General features: G+C 38.8%; 13 protein-coding genes and 1 pseudogene. 10 read left to right on the top strand and 4 right to left on the bottom strand.

Annotated features, from left to right (window positions below; genetic code table 11):
- Positions 1–306: 306 nt before the first annotated feature.
- Positions 307–564, bottom strand: a complete 258-nt coding sequence (locus tag ACEN3Z_RS02600; protein ID WP_407089552.1) for an IS3 family transposase — start codon at positions 562–564, stop codon at positions 307–309.
- A gap of 727 nt (positions 565–1,291) precedes the next feature.
- On the opposite strand from ACEN3Z_RS02600, the gene ACEN3Z_RS02605 reads away from it, so the two are divergent.
- From ACEN3Z_RS02605 to lacG, 8 genes are all read left to right on the top strand, one after another.
- A complete protein-coding gene (locus ACEN3Z_RS02605; protein WP_153863268.1) occupies positions 1,292–2,047 on the top strand; it encodes a DeoR/GlpR family DNA-binding transcription regulator in 756 nt (251 codons plus the stop codon).
- A 275-nt stretch (positions 2,048–2,322) separates the two neighbouring features.
- A complete protein-coding gene (lacA, locus tag ACEN3Z_RS02610) occupies positions 2,323–2,751 on the top strand; it encodes a galactose-6-phosphate isomerase subunit LacA (protein ID WP_407089482.1) in 429 nt (142 codons plus the stop codon).
- A 23-nt stretch (positions 2,752–2,774) separates the two neighbouring features.
- Entirely contained in the window at positions 2,775–3,290 is a 516-nt protein-coding gene (gene lacB / locus ACEN3Z_RS02615; RefSeq protein WP_407089484.1) for a galactose-6-phosphate isomerase subunit LacB, read from the top strand.
- Positions 3,291–3,306: 16 nt separating this feature from the next.
- Positions 3,307–4,242 (top strand): tagatose-6-phosphate kinase, encoded by a 936-nt coding sequence (locus ACEN3Z_RS02620; RefSeq protein WP_407089486.1) that lies wholly within the window; start codon positions 3,307–3,309, stop codon positions 4,240–4,242.
- Between the two features lie 2 nt (positions 4,243–4,244).
- Positions 4,245–5,213, top strand: a complete 969-nt coding sequence (lacD, locus tag ACEN3Z_RS02625) for a tagatose-bisphosphate aldolase (RefSeq protein ID WP_407089487.1) — start codon at positions 4,245–4,247, stop codon at positions 5,211–5,213.
- 31 nt (positions 5,214–5,244) lie between these two features.
- Entirely contained in the window at positions 5,245–5,556 is a 312-nt protein-coding gene (locus tag ACEN3Z_RS02630; protein WP_086950604.1) for a PTS lactose/cellobiose transporter subunit IIA, read from the top strand.
- Positions 5,557–5,565: 9 nt separating this feature from the next.
- Positions 5,566–7,290: a lactose-specific PTS transporter subunit EIIC gene (locus ACEN3Z_RS02635; protein ID WP_407089488.1), complete on the top strand. Its 1,725-nt coding sequence runs from the start codon at positions 5,566–5,568 to the stop codon at positions 7,288–7,290.
- Positions 7,291–7,307: 17 nt separating this feature from the next.
- On the top strand, positions 7,308–8,711 hold the full coding sequence (lacG, locus tag ACEN3Z_RS02640; protein ID WP_086950606.1) for a 6-phospho-beta-galactosidase: 1,404 nt from the start codon (positions 7,308–7,310) through the stop codon (positions 8,709–8,711).
- A gap of 169 nt (positions 8,712–8,880) precedes the next feature.
- On the opposite strand, the gene ACEN3Z_RS02645 is transcribed toward lacG, so the two are convergent.
- The 3 genes and pseudogenes from ACEN3Z_RS02645 to ACEN3Z_RS02655 form a co-directional block, all read right to left on the bottom strand.
- Positions 8,881–9,633, bottom strand: a complete 753-nt coding sequence (locus ACEN3Z_RS02645) for a hypothetical protein (protein WP_407089489.1) — start codon at positions 9,631–9,633, stop codon at positions 8,881–8,883.
- On the bottom strand, positions 9,626–11,215 hold the full coding sequence (locus ACEN3Z_RS02650; RefSeq protein ID WP_407089490.1) for a hypothetical protein: 1,590 nt from the start codon (positions 11,213–11,215) through the stop codon (positions 9,626–9,628). The genes ACEN3Z_RS02645 and ACEN3Z_RS02650 overlap by 8 nt, the downstream gene beginning before the upstream one ends.
- A gap of 274 nt (positions 11,216–11,489) precedes the next feature.
- Positions 11,490–11,827, bottom strand: a pseudogene (locus ACEN3Z_RS02655) (IS30 family transposase); the annotation flags it as partial.
- 23 nt (positions 11,828–11,850) lie between these two features.
- On the opposite strand from ACEN3Z_RS02655, the gene ACEN3Z_RS02660 reads away from it, so the two are divergent.
- Positions 11,851–12,888 carry a S8 family serine peptidase gene (locus ACEN3Z_RS02660; protein WP_407089553.1) on the top strand — a complete coding sequence of 346 codons (1,038 nt, stop codon included), beginning with the start codon at positions 11,851–11,853 and terminating at the stop codon, positions 12,886–12,888.
- 432 nt (positions 12,889–13,320) lie between these two features.
- Positions 13,321–13,923, top strand: a complete 603-nt coding sequence (locus tag ACEN3Z_RS02665; protein ID WP_407089491.1) for a CadD family cadmium resistance transporter — start codon at positions 13,321–13,323, stop codon at positions 13,921–13,923.
- The last annotated feature ends 295 nt before the right edge of the window (positions 13,924–14,218 follow it).

The following is a 14,218-nucleotide window of genomic DNA, read 5'->3' on the forward strand; positions in this document are numbered from 1 at the left end:
GCTTAGTTCCACTAAGCGAATTGGTAGAGTCTGCTTACGCAAGGTATTGAACCGCCGTGTACGGAACCGTACGCACGGTGGTGTGAGAGGTCGACTAGTCAAATAATGGCTAGTCTCCTACTCGATTTTGTCCTATAATTTTACTATTTGCTCTCACAACTAAATTTGAATCCTTATTTTTACCTGCACTGTAACCATCGAATTCTCTATAGATGAGATCAATAAGTAAACATATGTAATGCCATGTATTTGCTACTTTTACACATGTTAAATCATTTACCAATGCCCTCCATTGGTTGTTCTCTATTAAAAGTGCGATTTAAATGATTTTTCATTAGTTTCTTTTGGATGATGTTTATATTTATCTTTTGTATAAACAGAAACTAGATTATATTTCTTTATGACACGACCAATCTTTCGTCTGGATACAGTGAAACCCTTATCATTTAAATTAATCTTAATTCGTCTTGTACCAATGCTTTTTCTATTCGAATTAAACGTATCTATAATCATATTTTCTAATTCTAAATCATCATCTTTTTGACTTTGAGTATTTCTTTTTATTGATTCTTAATAAGTGCTTCATAGTATTTTCAGGACTTTACACATTGCTTATACCGAATATTGATGTGCATACTTTTGAATGATTTCTATGAGGATAACTAGGCAAGACTAGACGAAGTAGTATCTGAAGAAAGAATAATAGGAATTGAGAAGGCTGCTACAGCTCTTTACGAAGATGAAGTTGATGAAGAGAGAATCTACAAAATAAAAGTGTATCAAAATCGGGTACACAGGGCATTTCAGAATGTGTTGTAAGGAGACTAAAACCTTGCAGAACATTTATTTTTATAAGTGTTCATATGGCGAGAAACTTGGTGTTTAAGTAACAATAAGCTCCAAAACGAAATTGAACAAAACACAACTTTTTTAACAAAGCCTACAATAAGCGGTTTATAGCACTTTACTAAACGATAAGAAATACTTTTTGATGGTTTGAATAGGGAGAAATTTAACCTGTTAATTGTTCGTGATCGAGTTCGTGACGGTCAATCATCAACGATGCGGTTGGTCGGGGATATCACATTTTAGTGAATAAATCCGGATTGAATAAAGATAGTACACTGACTTAATAAGTTATTTATTTCAATTGAAATAAGGAAACATCCGTATAGATTATATTCAAACATTAGCGAACGCTTTAATGAGTGAATGTTTATAAATTAAACATTAAGTGTAGAGTTCTCTAAAGAAATGTTGTATAGTGAGTTTATAAACGAGGAGGACGGGTATGAATAAATATCAAAGACATGAAGCAATCATTCGATGGGTGAATGAACAAGGAACTGTCAGGGTTTCAGAGATTGTGTCTCGCTATAATGTGTCAGATATGACAGTGAGAAGAGATTTAGAAGAGTTAGATGATCAGGGGCTATTAAAGAAAATCCATGGTGGGGCTCGTAGTAATAGTGCGTTTCAATATAAGGAAATCGCGCATGAAGATAAATTTGATAAGAATACGGACCAGAAACGATATATAGCTCAAAGAGCCTCTGAATTAATTGATGAAGGGGATGTAATCTTTATTGGGCCAGGAACGACCACGGCTTTGTTAGCAGAGGTGATTAATTACCAAGCCCTGTCGGTTGTAACAAACTGCCTTCCCATCTTTAATATTCTATTAAAGAAAAAGTCCGAGACATTCCATGTCTATCTACTCGGTGGTGAGATGAGAAGTGTCACACAGTCGTTTGTAGGTGAGATTACGAATATGTCTTTGGAGAATATGCGGTTCGGGAAGATGTTTTTTGGTGGTAATGGTGTTAAAGACGGGATTGTCATGACGTCATCTGTCGCAGAAGCCTACACTCAAAAGATGGCATTAGAGCACTCGGTAGAGAGTTATTTGTTATTGGATTCGTCAAAGGTTGGGAAAGAGGATTTCTCTAAATTATGTCACTTATCTGACCTAACAGCGGTAGTTATGGAAGAATCTAATGAGGATAAAAAACAAGCAATTCAAGTATACACAGAATTAATTGTTTAACTAAACACACAATACTAAAGTAAACTCCTTCTAAACTCAAGTAAATTGAGTTTAGAAGGAGTTTTTTGCATACCAATAAAAAAGTTTTATGACAATAAAAGCGATTAAATCAACGTTTAAACAATTAATAAACACCTTTTAAACAATAAACGTTTAAAAAGTGTTGACTTTTTAAACATTCGTGATATAGTATATGTATAGTAAATCAGAAAGCGGTTTCTACTATCGAACGGAAAAAGGCAAAGCAAAATTAGCAGACATAAAGGAGCAATAAAATGAAAGTTATATTGGGTGCGGATAGAGACGGTAAACAGTTAAAAGAGATTGTGAAGGCCCATCTATTAGATGAGAACTATGATGTGATTGACGTCAGTGAAGAATTAACAGCTGACTTTGTAGATACTACTTTAGTTGTTGCGAAGAAAGTGAACGAAGAAGAGGGACGCTTAGGAATTGTCATTGATGGGTATGGCGCAGGGAGTTTCATGGTTGCGACTAAGATTAAGGGGATGGTTGCAGCTGAAGTCTCTGATGAACGATCTGCTTATATGACGCGTGAACATAATAATTCAAGAATGATTACCATAGGAGCCAATATGGTAGGACCTGAATTAGCAAAGAATATTGCTACTGAATTTTTATCTGCAGACTATGATGGTGGACGCCATCAAGTGCGTGTAGATATGTTGAACAAGATGTGTTAATTGAATTAACTGGAGGAGAAAAAATGAAAATTGCTATTGGATGCGACCATATTGTGACTTATGAAAAGATTACTGTAGTTGATTATTTGAAGAAACAAGGCTATGAGGTCCTTGACTTTGGAACATATGACAATGTCAGAACACACTATCCAATCTACGGGAAAAAGGTGGGAGAGGCTGTGGCGAGTGGCCAAGCAGACCTAGGGATTTGTATCTGTGGTACTGGTGTAGGAATTAATAACGCAGTAAATAAGGTAGCAGGTATCCGTTCAGCTTTAGTTCGTGATATGTCAACAGCTATCTATGCAAAAGAAGAATTGAATGCGAATGTAATTGGTTTCGGTGGCAAGATTACAGGTGAATTACTCATGTGTGATATTATTGATGCTTTTATTGCAGCTGAATATAAAGAAACAGACGAAAACAAAGAATTAATTGCCAAGATTAGTCATTTAGATCATGCAGAAGTAGACCAGACAGACCCAGATTTCTTTAAAGAATTTCTTGAAAAATGGGACCGTGGCGAATACAAAGATTAGATGAAGAGGTGACCTTATGTCAATCTTAACTGTCACAATGAATCCATCCGTGGATATCGCTTATCAATTACCAACATTCAAATTAGATGATGTGAATCGAGTGAGTAATGTGAATAAGTCTGCAGGTGGTAAAGGCTTGAATGTAACCAGAGTCTTAAAAGAAATAGACGAAGATCTTACAGCAACTGGATTAGTAGGAGGAGACCTTGGGAATTATATTAAGTCTCGATTAGACCAAGGAGCTATTCATCATGACTTTTACCAGATTAAGGGAAATACAAGAAACTGCATTGCTATCTTACATGAAGGAATGCAGACAGAGATTCTTGAATCAGGTCCGACCATCTCAGATGTAGAGGGAGAAGCCTTTAAAAATCATTTTGAAAGCTTGCTGAAGGATGCTGAAGTTGTGTCAATATCGGGTAGCACCCCTTCAGGCTTAGCAACAGATTACTATGCTGAACTCATTATGATTGCTAATGCTAAGGAAGTCCCAGTAGTATTAGACACCTCCGGAGAAAGTTTAAGACAAGTTCTATTATCTGGACATAAACCAAAAGTCATTAAGCCTAATGTGGATGAATTATCACAATTACTAGGCAGAGAATTAGATAAAGATTTAAATCTATTAAAAGAAGCACTGCAAGACAGCTTATTCAATGGTGTGGAGTGGGTCATTGTCTCACTCGGTTCTGAAGGTGCTTTTGCTAAACATAATGATTTGTATTACAAAGTAGACATTCCAACCATTGATATCGTGAATCCGGTTGGATCAGGTGATTCGACTGTAGCAGGAATCGTATCGGGAATCACTCGTAATTATGACGATGTGGCATTGCTGAAACATGCGAACGTCTTAGGAATGTTAAATGCTCAAGAAGAAATAACAGGCCATGTTAATTTGAATCACTATGAGGCCTTATTCAATAAAATTCAAGTTAGAGGAGTATAAAAATGACTAAACTAGATTACCTAAACAAATTGACTGATGATAAGGGCGTTATCTCAGCCCTAGCCTTTGACCAACGTGGTGCCCTAAAGAGAATGATTAGTAAGTATCAAAGTGAGGAGCCAACCGTTGAACAGATTGAACGATTAAAAGAAATTGTATCAGAAGAACTTACACCGTATGCGTCATCAATTCTACTTGATCCAGAATACGGTCTACCAGCTGCGCAAGCACGTGATGATAATGCTGGATTATTACTAGCCTATGAAAAGACTGGATATGACGCTACGACGACCGATCGTTTACCAGATTGCTTAGTAGAATGGTCAGTAAAACGCATTAAAGAACAAGGTGCAGATGCTGTTAAGTTCCTACTTTATTATGATGTGGATGGTAGTGGGTTTGTTAATATTCAAAAACAAGCATACATGGAAAGAATTGGTTCAGAATGTGCGGCAGAGGATATTCCATTCTTCCTTGAAATTCTTACATACGACGAAAATATTGAAGATAACGGAAGTCTTGAATTCGCAAAAGTGAAAGCGCATAAAGTGAATGGTGCGATGAAAGTATTCTCTCAAGATCGCTTTGGAGTTGATGTGCTTAAAGTGGAAGTGCCAGTGAATATGAATTATGTAGAAGGATTTGCGAGCGGAGAAGTATTACATACTCAAGAAGAGGCCAAAGCAGCTTTTAAAGAACAAGATGCGTCAACAGACCTCCCTTATATCTATCTAAGTGCAGGTGTAAGCGCTAAATTATTCCAAGATACTTTAGAATTCGCTTATGAAGCCGGTGCGAGATTTAATGGTGTATTATGTGGACGTGCAACATGGGCAGGATCTGTTCAAGTCTTTATTGAACAAGGGGAAGAAGCGGCTCGTGAATGGTTACAGACAGAAGGAAGAAAGAATATAGAAGACCTGAATGAAGTCCTCAATCGTACTGCAGTAGCCTGCGACTTTGGGTTATAATAAAGGTATTCTGGAAAAAGGAGGAACTAACATGAACAAAGATGAAGTGGGAATGATTGGCTTCGAAATTGTTGCCTATGCAGGAGAAGCACGATCTAAACTATTAGATGCTTTGAACAAAGCAAAAGATGGCGACTTTGACGAAGCTGAGAGACTTGTGGCAGAAGCTGAAGAAGTGATAGTTGGTGCACATAATGCTCAGACTGATCTCCTTGCTAAAGAAGCATCTGGCGAAGAGATTGAATACAGCGTCATTATGATGCATGGTCAAGACCATCTGATGACGACCATACTACTTAAAGATCTAATTAATCACTTAATTGGATTCTATAAGAAAGGATAGGGTAAAGCTATGAATACATTAATTGCTCAAATTGAAAAAGCGAAACCTTTCTTCGAAAAAATCTCTCGTAATATCTATATCCGTGCTATCCGTGATGGCTTTATCGCGGGTATGCCAGTCATTCTTTTCTCTAGTATATTTATTCTACTAGCCTATGTGCCAAACGCATGGGGATTCCACTGGAGTCCTGAAGTTGAGAATTTCTTAATGGTCCCTTATAACTATTCTATGGGAATCTTAGCTTTCTTTGTATCAGGGACGACAGCAAAGTCATTGACCGATTCTATGAATCGAGACATGGAATCAACTAATCAGATAAACTATATCTCAACTATGCTAGCAACGATGGTAGGCTTCTTATTGATGGCAGCCGATCCTGCCCAAGAAGGAGGATTCTTAACGGAATTCATGGGGACGAAGGGGCTAATCACAGCCTTTATCGCTGCATTCGTGACGGTCAATGTCTATAAAGTATGTGTGAAGAATAATGTGACGATTCCAATGCCAGAAGAAGTCCCACCTAATATATCTCAAGTGTTTAAGGACTTAATTCCTTTTACTGTCTCAGTGGTTATCCTTTATGCGGTTTCGTTATTTGTAAGAAGCACACTGGGCGTAAATGTTGCTGAATCTATTGGTACCTTACTTGCGCCTTTATTCCAAGCAGCAGATGGTTACTTGGGGATTACCCTTATCTTTGGTGCGTATGCATTCTTCTGGTTCATTGGGATTCATGGTCCTTCAATTGTTGAGCCAGCTATTGCAGCTATTACCTATGCCAACATTGATGTGAACTTACAATTACTACAAGCAGGTGAACATGCGGATAAAATCTTAACATCTGGAACTCAGATGTTCATTGTCACAATGGGGGGTACTGGTGCAACGCTTGTTGTTCCATTCATGTTTATGTGGATGACTAAGTCTAAGCGTAACAAAGCCATTGGACGCGCGTCTGTTATACCCACATTCTTTGGGGTGAATGAACCTATCTTGTTCGGGGCACCCATCGTCTTGAATCCTGTATTCTTTGTGCCATTTATCTTTGCACCGATTGCCAATGTTTGGATCTTTAAATTCTTTATCGATGCCTTAGGAGTGAATAGCTTTACAACGAATCTTCCATGGACAACACCAGCACCGCTTGGTATCTTGTTAGGAACGAACTTCCAATTCTTATCCTTTGTCCTGGTTGCCGTCTTAATCATCGTGGATGTCTTAATCTACTACCCGTTCTTGAAGGTCTATGACCGTCAGATTCTAGCGGAAGAAGAGTCAGGAGTATCATCGTCTGATGAATTAAAAGCCAAAGTTGAACAGAGCTTTGATACACGTAAAGCTACAGCGATTCTTGAGAAGAGTCAGGTTGAAGAGACTACAACAGTGAAAGCTCAGCCTTCAACAGCTGTTAAAGCGACAGAATCAACTAATGTACTGGTACTATGTGCAGGTGGTGGAACGAGTGGACTTTTAGCCAATGCCTTGAACAAGGCTGCTAAAGAATATGATAGACCTATTAAGGCTACAGCTGGAAGTTATGGAGCACACCGCGAGATACTTCCTCAATATCAATTTGTTATTCTAGCACCACAAGTAGCTTCTAATTATGAGGATATGAAAGCAGAGACGGATAAGTTAGGCATCAAGCTGGCTAAGACAGCCGGAGCGGAATATATAGCATTGACGCGTGATGGTGAAGGTGCTTTAGCATTTGTTGAAGAGAATTTACAATAAGGAATCGAGGCTAATTAATGAAAACATTACCAAAGAACTTTATTTTCGGAGGGGCAACTGCGGCTTATCAAGCAGAAGGAGCCACCAAGACGGATGGCAAAGGGCCTGTTGCTTGGGATAAGTATCTGGAGGATAATTACTGGTATACTGCGGAACCTGCAAGTGATTTCTACCACAAGTATCCCGTTGATCTTCAGCTTGCGGAAGAGTTTGGTGTGAATGGTATTCGAATCTCTATCGCTTGGTCACGAATCTTTCCAACGGGTTATGGAGAAGTGAATGCAAAAGGGGTTGAATATTACCACAATCTATTCAATGAATGTCATAAACGACATGTGGAGCCTTTTGTAACACTCCATCACTTTGATACACCGGAAGCACTTCATTCTAAAGGTGACTTTTTGAACAGAGAAAACATCGATCACTTTGTCGATTATGCAGAATTTTGCTTTAAGGAATTCACTCAAGTAAAGTACTGGACTACTTTTAATGAAATCGGACCTATTGGGGATGGGCAATATCTGGTTGGTAAATTCCCGCCAGGTATCAAGTATGATCTAGCTAAAGTCTTCCAATCACATCATAATATGATGGTTGCCCATGCAAGAGCGGTCAAATTATATAAAGAAGCGGACTATAGCGGTGAGATAGGTGTAGTGCATGCCTTGCCAACTAAGTATCCTCTAGACCCAGAGAACCCTGAAGATGTACGTGCGGCGGAGTTAGAGGATATCATCCATAATAAATTCATCCTGGATGCGACTTATCTTGGAGAGTATTCTGAGAAAACAATGGATGGTGTGAATCACATACTTGCAGTGAATGGTGGACAGTTAGACCTAAGAGATGAAGACTTTGAAGCTTTAAAAGCTGCCAAAGATATGAATGACTTCCTTGGAATTAATTATTACATGAGTGATTGGATGAAAGCCTTTGAAGGTGAGACAGAGATTACACACAACTCTAAAGGAGATAAAGGTGGATCTAAATATCAGATTAAAGGTGTCGGCCAGCGAGAATTTGATGTTGATGTCCCTCGTACTGATTGGGATTGGATGATTTATCCTCAGGGCTTATATGATCAGATTATGCGCGTTAAAAAAGATTATCCGAATTACAAGAAAATCTATATCACTGAGAATGGATTAGGCTATAAGGATGATTTTGTTGATGGAACTGTCTATGATGATGCACGAATTGACTATGTGAAACAACATTTAGAAGCCATTTCAGATGCGATACGAGACGGCGCTGTGGTTGAAGGATACTTCATCTGGTCTCTCATGGATGTCTTCTCTTGGTCTAATGGCTATGAAAAACGCTATGGACTATTCTACGTAGATTTTGAGACGCAAGAACGCTATCCTAAGAAGAGTGCCTATTGGTACAAAGAACTTGCAGCAACTCAAGAAATTAAATAATGACTTAAAAGGGAGACGCGGGTCTTCCTTTTTAATTTGTCGACTAAGTTAGAAAGTTAATTTCATAAATATTAATCAGGAAACTTGCTAAGTGACTCTCAATGAGTTTGTGACGGTCAATACAAAGAAACTCCCCACATGCTTCGGCCTGGGGGGGAGCACACACTAACTAGCCTATTTCGGTAAAGGTAATAAACATAAACATAAAGCCAACAATAATCAGTGTCAATGCTGAGACGGCGAAGCCAATCTTAATCATTGGCCCAGGCTCGGCACCTTTAATGTACAGTCCAACAGTCCATGTGGAAAGAGAGTCAAGGTTGAACAGGATTAGCACACCGATTGTAAACAAGCCGATGAAGTAAGCAATGGCTAGCCAAGTGCGAGACCAGTAGGCGTTGTTGCGCGCCTCAATCAAACTAGCCCCATTGCGAATTAAAACGCTGAGGTTATTGTCGCTGATTACGTCACTGTCGGAGGTCAGAGTATAGAGTGGGCGCCCAGCGGAGTCTTCGCCATCCACTGTAAAAGCTAAAACTTGCCCATCCACTGTGACAGTCCGGTCAGCTATATTCACCGTAGCAGTCGGCACGAACATGAAGTCTTGGTTGATGTCGTAGGTAAAGGCCTTCTGGAATTCTAAGTCTGACTTGGCTTGTAATTGTTGCTCGGACATATTGACGAAGAAGGGCGCGCTGGTCACACCGGCATCATCACCGTATTCACCACCCTCTGCATTTTCATCAATATACTGGTCCAAGCGCTCCAAGACTTGATTGTGACCACCACTGAGGTAGATCTCGTAAGCCTCAGGGACGTTGGCGCGGATGGGGGCGTCGGCTTTGCTTTTGGTATAGGCTAACAAGAGGGCGGGGGCTAGGATGAGAATGATGAGACTCAAAATCTTTAGTTTTTTAGTCATTGTCGGATCCTCCTCTATGGTAGATGACCTCGCCATTTTGGGTTATAGCCTCAGCAATTAGGTATAAAACTCGGCCTCCAGAACCCGCACCCGCTCGTATGACACCAAGGCTGCGTCCATCAACCGTGACATTCCCTTCAAGTACAGGCAGGTCATCGCCCTCAAGGTAGATAATGAAGGAGGCAAAATAATCATTGTCGTCAACTTGAAGGGTCTTCCAATTTCCAGAACCTAAGTCGGTTATGATCTCGCCCGTCATTTGAATTTCCTCTTGGTAGTGGGGCATGTTGACTTGGTGGTCGTCTAGTAATTGTCGGTAGATTTCCTTCTGATCAGTTTGATTAATGACCACTTGCTCATCAATCTGGTAGTCGGCGTAGATGCGGTCTGGATTATTCAACCGGTCTACAGTAGCTAGGTGGTGGACGTCTTCGTCAATCCGGACGTCTTGGGCCTGGTTGCTTGGGACGGAGTCGAAGTAGTAGGTCTCGGGGTCTTCAAGTTGAGAGGTCGGAATCTGTAGGGACATGCTGAGGGTGTTGTCAGTATAGCCGTTAGATTGGACGTGTATGCGGCCCATCTCCACATCCTCTCCCGCTTGGAATTTTTCATAGGCTAATTCGATAGCTTCCTCGTCTAAAGTCGGATCGAGTAATTTCCCGAAGAAATGGAAGTAGCTTCGCGTCATCTTATCATAATAGAGGTTGTAAGACTCGTCGAAGGTGTCGAAGCCATTAGTGAAGCGAATCTCTAGGACATTCCGCTCACCAGTCAAGCCAGATAAAATGTAAAATTCATTCAAACGGCTAGCTTTGGCCATTTCAGATGGGTAGTAATAGACGGTGTTGCCCCACGCATCGAGGTGGTCCTCTGTCAGCTCGAAGCCAAAAGTCTGGCTTAATTGGTCCAGAATGCGATTGATATAGGCACGGTCGACAAAGACTTCTTCGCCTTCATAATCGGGGGAGAAGATATCCGGGAAATCCCCTTCTAAATCATAGAAAGAGTTATTGAGATTCACTGTGTCAGCATTGTTATAAAGCGACAGCGGGAAATGGTAAGAGACCTCAATATAATCATGATTGTGATGACGGTGATGCGAAGCATCAAAGCTATGACCTGATAGCTCAATCTTGTCTGTCGAAGTGGAATCCTCAACCCAAGGGGCATAGACTTCACGTAAGTTTGCCTCAGAGATCGTCGGATCCACAAGATGAACCAGACTGACAAAAGTATCAAAGTCCAAAGACGGATTCGGCAGTATGTACTGATAGATATAGATAAGGTCACGGTTTTCATCCATCCCCGAAAAGAACCCAACCATTACGTCCTCATCCTCAATCGGAACTAGTGCAGGATAGCGATTGTTCCTCTCCATGGCCTCCAGGACAAAATCCTTAGAAATCTCCACCTCAAAGTCCTCAATCACTTCATTGTACAAACGGTTTGTCAAGCCAGACCCAGAAAAAGGCACAGCCGCGCCTTCATAATCCTTCCTAAAGACAGGAGATAGAGACTGAGCCTCCGCCCTTTGAATAGGTATTAAAGAAAGCAAAAAGCACAGTAAGATAATCTTCTTCATCATTTCACTCCTCAAAAAATCATCCAAGTGATTACTATATTAACCACCAGAGAAAAAAGCAAACAATAACTTGATTATAATATAATAATAAATGAAGGTTGGGGCAAGTGATATGAATAGGGGAGGGTGAGAAAGAAATAAATTGTAGTTAGAATAAAAAATCGAGATGAATTAAATTATTTTTGAATTGTCAATATAAGCTAGACAAACGTGAGTCATTTATGTAATTTGAAAATACTTCCAAAGGTGTTTGATAATTTAATGATTTTCTAGCAAGGTGACCAAACTCATCTTTAAATAGAGGGTAGTCTTTTTCTCTTTCAGAGATATTTCTTTTGAACGCTTGTTTTCCCCGTCGTTCTTGGTGTTCGTTTAACTTTCTCTTACCTTTCATAGGGAGTGTTGTGATATCAAAGATGCCATATTTAAATTGACGATATAAGGTTCTCATTGAACAACTGATTGGCTGTTCAGAACATCCAATGATGACGTCTAGTGGCCATCCTTGAGCAACTTTTTCTTTAATATACTTCGGTTCCTTTTTAGGTAAAGTGACTTTATGTCTACTGCAACATTTTTTATTTTTTTGTAGTGTTTGTAGTAGTCGATCGCTGCGTTATCTTTCTGCTCTTTCTATTACAGTAGGTTCAGTAGCTCATGAAATTAATATTATGGAGCAATCACTAGACTTTCATAAAAAAGAATTATGGACACCGATAGCTGATGAAAATGAGCCATCTTCTTTTACACGAGTTGATCCGGGTATTAATAATATATTAAAACCAGAAGATGTTCACGATGGTGGTAACATGATATTACGAGAAAGCGGTGGAAACATTAAAGAAACTATGAGTGGTAAGCTATCTTTATTGTCAAACTTACTAATGGAAAGATTATTTACACATTATGTGGGTTCTAGTTTTTCAGCACCTATGGTGACAAATATACTTGGGAAAATTGCAAATAAATATCCAAATGGATCTGCTAATTTGTTGAAAAACCTATTGTTACAATCAACTAGATTACCTGAAATTAAAAATGTTAAAGGGACTAATACCGATAAGAAGAAGTTTCATTTTAACTCATTAGGTTACGGTTTACCAAACTATGAGTATGCTATAGCGTCCTTTGATAATAGAGTAGTTTTATTGGATGAAGCTACAATTGGATTAAACAAGATTCAAGTCTATTCTGTTGATGTTCCAAAGCTTTTTTTCGAAGCCAAAGGTCATAAAAGGGTGCCAGTGGCGCTAACATTCAATCCACTAATAAAAATGACTCGCGGAGATAGTTATTTAGGAAATCAATTGGAATTTAAATTATTCCATGCGTTAGACTCTGATATTCTTGTAAATCAATTTGCTGAAGTAGATTTAAGTGATGAGGAACAACTTGCAAATGTGATTGATAAAAAATATGAAATAGTTATAAATCCGGGAATCGATACTCGTAAAAAAGGATGCCATCAAAAAGGTGTAAAAGAGTATAAGAGGGAACCTCAAAATATACCTACTTCGTCCTTTACACTTGTTATAATTAATTCAAATAAATGGATTAATGATCTAAATTATACTCAGGATTATTGCGTGTCTATGGTGATTGAACATATAGAGGGAATTAAACTTTACAATAAAATAAGAAATACTATTCAATTAAGAGTTAGAATTCGATAATATTTACTTTTGACCTGTTCCCACGAACGTACGAAATAGTCGACATGTTACCGCATACGACCATTTCACCAAAAATCGCAAATACATCAATTCTATCAACTCGTCCCATGTTGAAGCGGTAACACTACTTGTGAAAGAGCGTTAGCGACAGAAGAAGTAGATGTTCCGCCCATGCACGGATTTCCCAAGAAGACAAGCAGAATGAGCAAGCTGAGTGGCTGAAACATTGTATGTTTAATGGTATAATTCATGAGGGAACAAAGTGACTTCATAAACGTTGGTTTAGAAAGCATATGAGTCATGTGAAAAAAATATGAAAGTTGGATGTTTTATATGAAGCAATTTATTAAACATTCCCCCTTGGCTTTGGCCAAGTTGATGTGTTTGTGTGAAAACCACCAATTCTAATAAACATATTGAAAGGGGAGGCTTATGGAAATAATTATATCTTCAATGTTAGTTTTTATCTCTACGTCCATCGATTATTTGGTTGTTTTAACGATTCTTTTCTCTACCATGAATACTGGTAAACAACGATCAATTTATATTGGCCAATATATTGGAACGGGGTTGCTCGTTGGCTTTAGTCTCATTGCAGCGTACTTCCTGAACTTTATTCCACAAGATTGGGTGATCGGGTTACTTGGTTTACTTCCTTTGATTCTAGGGATTCGGGCTATCTTCATCGATGAAGATGTAGATGAAAAGGACTTGGAAGAAAAGATGTCGCATAGACAGTCAGAAGTTGCGAGTGTGGTTGCTCTGACCATTGCCCTTGGCGGAGATAATTTGGGAATTTATATTCCTTACTTTACTGGAATGTCCTTCCAGGAAGTCATGGTTGTGATCCTTGTTTTTATCATTGGGATTTTTAGCTTATGTTATTTATCTAAACGATTGGCTTCGGTTCCTATGATTGGTGAAGTAGTTGAGCGTTACGAAAAAGTCATCGTACCAGTCGTTTTCATCGGCTTGGGTATTTTTATTCTGTTAGAGAATGGTACGATTCAACATCTTTGGTCACTGATTGCATAGAATTTTAAGCAGCTTCACGGATAGTAGAATATACCATTAAAGTATTTAAGGTTGAACTTAGATACATATAACACAACCGAAATATTAAAGAGGCACAGAACGATGCAATATCATTAGCATCGTTTTGTGTCTCACTTTTATGTATATTTTTAACGATTATGGATCGCAGCTTTCTTTTTCTCTAAATGGGCAATAAGTAAGCTGATATTTTATTAATAGGTTATACTTGAATGACTGAGACAATCATAGATATAATTCGAGAGATAATATGAAATATAGCATATACAACAACATT

Source organism: Ruoffia sp. FAM 26254 (genome assembly GCF_045528545.1).
Lineage (GTDB): Bacteria > Bacillota > Bacilli > Lactobacillales > Aerococcaceae > Ruoffia > Ruoffia halotolerans.

Excerpts from the sequence above, each read along its gene's own strand:
- ACEN3Z_RS02605 (WP_153863268.1), top strand. The coding sequence starts at position 1,292 with ATGAATAAATATCAAAGACATGAAGCAATCATTCGATGGGTGAATGAA.
- lacA (WP_407089482.1), top strand. The coding sequence starts at position 2,323 with ATGAAAGTTATATTGGGTGCGGATAGAGACGGTAAACAGTTAAAAGAG.
- lacB (WP_407089484.1), top strand. The coding sequence starts at position 2,775 with ATGAAAATTGCTATTGGATGCGACCATATTGTGACTTATGAAAAGATT.
- ACEN3Z_RS02620 (WP_407089486.1), top strand. The coding sequence starts at position 3,307 with ATGTCAATCTTAACTGTCACAATGAATCCATCCGTGGATATCGCTTAT.
- lacD (WP_407089487.1), top strand. The coding sequence starts at position 4,245 with ATGACTAAACTAGATTACCTAAACAAATTGACTGATGATAAGGGCGTT.
- ACEN3Z_RS02630 (WP_086950604.1), top strand. The coding sequence starts at position 5,245 with ATGAACAAAGATGAAGTGGGAATGATTGGCTTCGAAATTGTTGCCTAT.
- ACEN3Z_RS02635 (WP_407089488.1), top strand. The coding sequence starts at position 5,566 with ATGAATACATTAATTGCTCAAATTGAAAAAGCGAAACCTTTCTTCGAA.
- lacG (WP_086950606.1), top strand. The coding sequence starts at position 7,308 with ATGAAAACATTACCAAAGAACTTTATTTTCGGAGGGGCAACTGCGGCT.
- ACEN3Z_RS02645 (WP_407089489.1), bottom strand. The coding sequence starts at position 9,633 with ATGACTAAAAAACTAAAGATTTTGAGTCTCATCATTCTCATCCTAGCC.
- ACEN3Z_RS02650 (WP_407089490.1), bottom strand. The coding sequence starts at position 11,215 with ATGAAGAAGATTATCTTACTGTGCTTTTTGCTTTCTTTAATACCTATT.
- ACEN3Z_RS02665 (WP_407089491.1), top strand. The coding sequence starts at position 13,321 with ATGGAAATAATTATATCTTCAATGTTAGTTTTTATCTCTACGTCCATC.